The organism is Gaiella occulta (assembly GCF_003351045.1).
GTDB lineage: Bacteria > Actinomycetota > Thermoleophilia > Gaiellales > Gaiellaceae > Gaiella > Gaiella occulta.
Genome location: NZ_QQZY01000016.1, coordinates 1 through 4,894, shown reverse-complemented (window position 1 = coordinate 4,894; position 4,894 = coordinate 1). Strand labels below are relative to the sequence as shown.

Here is a 4,894-nt window from a genome sequence, read left to right as displayed (position 1 = left end):
CTCGCTCGCTTCATCGAGGAGCAGCGAGCCCCGCCGGGTTCAGCTACGATCGCCCCCGGTCGACCCGCCGCTCACCTGGGGAATTTCGGTGATCGGGTCCGGGGAGATTCGCGTGATCGCCCTCAGCGTGAGAATGGTCATGAAGTACACCGTGTTGAGCAAGCTTGCGAGGAAGACCCGCTGGGCTTCTGTCGGCTGTCGGACGAACAGAGCAAGTTCCTGTTCCCGGATCTCCTCCAAACGGCTCTCGCGGCGGGGAAGGAAGTTAAATCCTTCGCCCTCGACCCGGTCGATTAGGGCCTTTGGATGGGGGGCCTCCGGATAGAGAAGCAGTGCGGCCTCCACGCCGTGCCGCCGGATCAACTGTCCTAGCCGGACATCCAGAGCAGCTTTGAGGAGGGCGATGTCGTCGTCGCTGAGACTGGCGTTGAGCAGACGAAGAGTCACCGCCCAATCGTCAAGCGCTCGCTCTTCGACCTTCGCCGACTCGCGCGTCCGGCCGTCAACTTCGCCATGCAGCGTGTCGCTGGCCGTGTACTTACCGTTCGAGTGGGTCAGCCGATCCTCGCGGACGAGGTTCTCGAAGATCGGTCGGAGCTCATCGAGCTCAACCTCCAAGCCCCAGAGCGTCGCGCAGTGATCCTGGCACTCCCTCAGCGAGGTCACATGACCATCCGACTCCATCACCGCAGCGACCACGAGATCGGTCAACGCCGCCTGCGCATCGAGGCCGTTCCGCTCGAACGGCCGATATTGGGCGAGTCGGCTAACAGATACGTCGATCGACATCTGAGGGCAGTCCAATGTACTAGCCTCCGCTGAAGTCGCGGGCGCGGCTAGACCATGATCGAGTTGGATGTGGTCGTAGGCGACGCTCCCCCCGTCGACGGGAACCAACAACGAGGCGACGACATAGCCGGCACGATTGCGCGCCTCGTCTCGACGGCGCGCGGACGGCAGCGCCTAGCCACCGAGCGCGGCTGTCTATCTCGCGCGAACGCCGTAGGGCGTCGCCCTGAAGAAGCGACTCCCGCTGGAGGCCGATTCACGTCGCGCAAACGATCAGTGGCGCGATTCCCCCGCCGCCGGACATGTGCGTGAGATGCGGCGACTGTGGACTCGTGTTGCGCCGTGCTCCGCCAGCGAACGCGCCATTGAACATGAAAAGACCGTAGTCGACGGCGCATTCGCGGAAAACGACTTTCTCGCCTGACAAGAACGCCAGCCGCTCGCGCGGCTTTTCCATCCACTCTTGCACGACCCACGGGCGCGGCTCGCGGAGACAAGCTTCGATCTTGCCCTCCCATTCCTGAGCAGAGCACTCGCACCCGATCACTGTGCCGATACCGCCATAGCCAATGCTCTTCTTGATCACAAACAACTCTCTGCTCTCGATCATGAGCGCCGCGATGTCGTATCGCCGCGATCGAAATGTGACATCTGTGTCCTCGATGAGGCGCGTCCATGGAACATGGCTCCTGTGCTCCCCACCCGTCGCCGAAGCCTCGGAGACGAGCGCGAGTAGTCCTTTCGCCGACCACATGACCTGCGATACGTCCCCGATTAGGATCGTGGCGTTGTCGTACGCGACGTCCAAGAGTGCTGCGTAATCTGCCGAGCGCTCTGAGTCGTCTCGAGACGGCGGATCGAAGAACCGGTACATGATGTCGAAGTCGAAGCTGCGGCCGTGCGCGACGTCTTCAGCAGCGACGACCCCGGCGTCAAAGCCACGTGCTCGCAGCCCAGCAGCCAAGTGCTCGTGAACCCACCCGATCGCGTCTAGGTCTCGACGCCAGTCGACGACGGCGACGCGCCGGGCCTGAGCCGAAAGAAGCGTGATTATGCGGATGCGAAAGCATCAAGACTGTTCGGGTATATGCACTGCCTCCGCCGAAGGATCCGCCGGACTGTCGGCAGTGAGCTGATCGCGCGGAACACGACATCGTCGTGAGTCTGATGCCCGAACAACGGAACCAAGTTCATCTCCAGAATGCGCAGACCATGCGGCGAGAGAACTGCGTCTGGGCGAGCTGCAAGGTTCCATCCGGCCCGCAACATCTCGACATCACATCGGTTAATCTCGGGCATCCACTCCGACGGCTGAAGATAATCCGCCAGTCGTCGGAGATCGCATCCGAAGCGCGCCTCGACGAGCCATCGTACGCGTTCCAGAACCGCCCGTAGGACTTGTTCTGTCTGCGCCGCCGACTGCTGCGTGAGGACGGCAGGCGTCAAGGCCAGCTGCTCGATGCGCGCCGGAATGGCAATACCGCTCGCGCGCATACCACTAACGATCTCCTCGATGCGCTCTCGGAGCAGCGGTGCCTGTCGCTCCAGCTCGCGATGCATGTCCGCAATCCACGGCGGCGCGGCCCTATGATCACGAGCTATCAAACCGAGCCGCCTAACCGATCGTTCACACCTGAATGTGGAAAACTACCAGCCGTACTACCGCCTCCAGTCCGGGGCGCAGTTTGCGAGCGCAACCGCACTTCGATTGTATTCAGAGCGATGATCGAGAAGGGTCAGCGATGACGACCTCACTCTGGCGTCACCACGACTTCCTGCGTCTTTGGGGCGCGCAGACCGTGAGTGAATTTGGCAGCCAGATCACGATGCTGGCTTTACCGCTCACCGCGGTCCTGGTTCTCGACGCGACGGCGTTCGAGGTCGCAGCGCTCGCCACAGCTCAGTACCTACCGTACGTGCTCTTCAGCCCGCTGGCGGGCGTGTGGGTTGATCGCCGCAATCGCCGCGGCGTTCTGCTTCAAGCTGACATCTGGCGCGGCGTCGCTCTCGTCACTGTCCCAGCCGCTTACGCCCTTGATGCGCTGACGTTGTCGCAGCTGTACGCCGTCGGCTTCGTCCACGGGACACTCACCCTTGCCTTCGGCATCGCGCATCAGGGCTTTCTCCCATCGATGCTTCGCCGGGAGCATCTCCTTGAGGCGAACACGCGGTCCGAGGTTGCTCAGACGACGGCGCAGCTTTCGGGGCCTGCGGCCGCCGGCGGCATGGTTGCCGTGCTTTCAGCGCCGGTCGCAATTCTGGCGGACGCGCTCAGCTTCGTGTTGTCTTGGCTGCTGATCCGCAAGATCCGTTACCGCGAGCCCCCGCGCGAGACGGCCACGCACGCGCGTCCTCCGTCAGTGCGTCGCGAGCTCCGTGAAGGCGCAGTTTACGTACTGACGAATCAGTATCTGCGCGCATTGATGGCAGCGACCGCCCTCATCAACTTCAGCATCAATGTGATCGTCAGCATCCTCGTTGTCTTCGCCGTCCGCGAACTCGGGCTGAGCGCGGGAGAGATCGGTCTCGTCTTTTCGCTTGGACAAGCAGGCGGGCTGCTCGCCGCAGCGGTTTATTCGCGTGCGAGGCGTGTCGTTGGTGTGGGCAAGCTACTGTTGCTCGCTGCTGCTCTGCTCGGCCCGACGACCCTGATCCTCGCCCTCGCACCTCGAGCTCACGCCTTCGCCTTTCTGCTCGCGGGATGGGCTACTGGAAGCTTCGCGCGGGTCATCTACAACGTGTCGGCGACGAGTATCCGACAAGCGATCGTGCCGACGCCGCTTCAGGGACGCGCGTCAGGGTTCATGCGGTGGGTCTCATTTGGGACGCTGCCGTTAGGGTCGCTGACTGGAGGCGCGGTCGCTGCCGCGTTCGGCCTCCGCGAGGCGATGATCGTCGGCGCCGCGCTCTCGTTTCTCGTTGTTGTGCCGTGTCTCGCGCCGCCGGTCAGGGCACTGCACGATCTCCCGGCCTCTGACGAGGCGTAGGCGGACACGCGCGGAAGCGCCGCGTCGCAACTCTGACGGAGGGTTCACCGCCCGGCGTTGTGCTCGCCCCTCCCCGGCCGGTGGCTCGCAGCCGCGCGCACGGACGCGCGGGCTCAACGAGCCGCCAAGGCGCGGCGGCCGTCGAACACCGTCACGGGTTGCGCTACGCCGGGAACGGCGACGGAACCCACCAAAGGCTGTGGCAGCGGAAGGTCGTAGACCCGGTAGCCGCACAGCGTGCCGTCCGTTGAATACCACCCGTCGCCGCTGTCGTCGCTGGCAGAGAACGACGTTACCTCGAGCGTCAAGCCGCTTCCTGCAGCCTTCACCGCAGCCTCCTTGCGGGTCCACAAGCGCAACACTGACCGGTCATTCGGCCACCCCGGGAGTCCGCCGGCGTTCTCGCGCCGAGATGCCACCAGCGGAGCTAACTGCCGCAAGTCAGGCAGCCGGCCCAGCAGCTCGAGGTCGACTCCAACCTCCGAACTCGCACTGACAGCTATTAGGAGATGTCGCTGACAGCGTGATGCGTTGAAGAACATTCCTTCGTGCGGCGGCGCGAGCTCCGGCTTGCCGTGCGCAAGACCGCATACCGGACACGGACGGCGCACGAAGTGCACCGCCGATGCGGACGTGTCTAGGTACGCCGCAAGCAGCAACCGCAGAGCGCGGCGACCAGCGAGAAATGAACGCCGGTCGAACTCGTTCCGGAGCCGCAGCGCGCGCTCCATCTCTTCCCTTTCAAGGCGCACCGACGAAACCGCAGCCTCGTACAGTCCGAACTGCCAAACGTGGATCCCCCGCAGCGGCAAGGGAGGGACATCCAATGTGGTGGGGTGATCTGCCATACCCCTACGACACGCCGGGCGGAGTGGTCGGAGAATGACTCTCGCCTCCGCCCGCGACCGGCATCGCCCCGGCGTCGAGGTGAGACGCAAGCGCCCGGAGGGACTGTCCGACGAACGGTGTAAGTCCAGTTGCCTGGCTTGCTGGCCATAGCGCCGGCGGAAGGGAGCTGTGATGTCTGATCTGACTACACCGGTCGCGTCGTCGGCGGTGGCGGGGAGCGCTGAGCGGTCGGTCGACGAGTCGCTCGCGCAGGAGCTGGTGGAGCGGGC

5 protein-coding genes are annotated in these 4,894 nt (G+C 64.2%); 1 reads left to right on the top strand and 4 read right to left on the bottom strand.

Annotated features, from left to right (window positions below):
• Window positions 1–39: 39 nt before the first annotated feature.
• The 3 genes from Gocc_RS15440 to Gocc_RS15430 form a co-directional block, all read right to left on the bottom strand.
• Window positions 40–789, bottom strand: coding sequence for a hypothetical protein (locus Gocc_RS15440; RefSeq protein ID WP_114797474.1), 750 nt, complete (start codon window positions 787–789; stop codon window positions 40–42).
• A gap of 256 nt (window positions 790–1,045) precedes the next feature.
• Window positions 1,046–1,753: a hypothetical protein gene (locus Gocc_RS15435; RefSeq protein WP_114797473.1), complete on the bottom strand. Its 708-nt coding sequence runs from the start codon at window positions 1,751–1,753 to the stop codon at window positions 1,046–1,048.
• An 86-nt stretch (window positions 1,754–1,839) separates the two neighbouring features.
• Window positions 1,840–2,349, bottom strand: a complete 510-nt coding sequence (locus Gocc_RS15430; RefSeq protein ID WP_114797472.1) for a hypothetical protein — start codon at window positions 2,347–2,349, stop codon at window positions 1,840–1,842.
• Between the two features lie 182 nt (window positions 2,350–2,531).
• Between Gocc_RS15430 and Gocc_RS15425 the strand changes: the two genes are divergently transcribed.
• Entirely contained in the window at window positions 2,532–3,776 is a 1,245-nt protein-coding gene (locus tag Gocc_RS15425; RefSeq protein WP_181813747.1) for an MFS transporter, read from the top strand.
• 113 nt (window positions 3,777–3,889) lie between these two features.
• Here the strand turns inward: Gocc_RS15425 and Gocc_RS15420 are convergent, their stop codons facing one another.
• Window positions 3,890–4,624 carry a 4'-phosphopantetheinyl transferase family protein gene (locus Gocc_RS15420; protein WP_114797470.1) on the bottom strand — a complete coding sequence of 245 codons (735 nt, stop codon included), beginning with the start codon at window positions 4,622–4,624 and terminating at the stop codon, window positions 3,890–3,892.
• Window positions 4,625–4,894: the final 270 nt, after the last annotated feature.

Bases quoted from the DNA above. Each gene is read 5' to 3' on its own strand.
- Gocc_RS15425 (WP_181813747.1), top strand. From the start codon at position 2,532: ATGACGACCTCACTCTGGCGTCACCACGACTTCCTGCGTCTTTGGGGC.
- Gocc_RS15430 (WP_114797472.1), bottom strand. From the start codon at position 2,349: ATGCATCGCGAGCTGGAGCGACAGGCACCGCTGCTCCGAGAGCGCATC.
- Gocc_RS15420 (WP_114797470.1), bottom strand. From the start codon at position 4,624: ATGGCAGATCACCCCACCACATTGGATGTCCCTCCCTTGCCGCTGCGG.
- Gocc_RS15440 (WP_114797474.1), bottom strand. From the start codon at position 789: ATGTCGATCGACGTATCTGTTAGCCGACTCGCCCAATATCGGCCGTTC.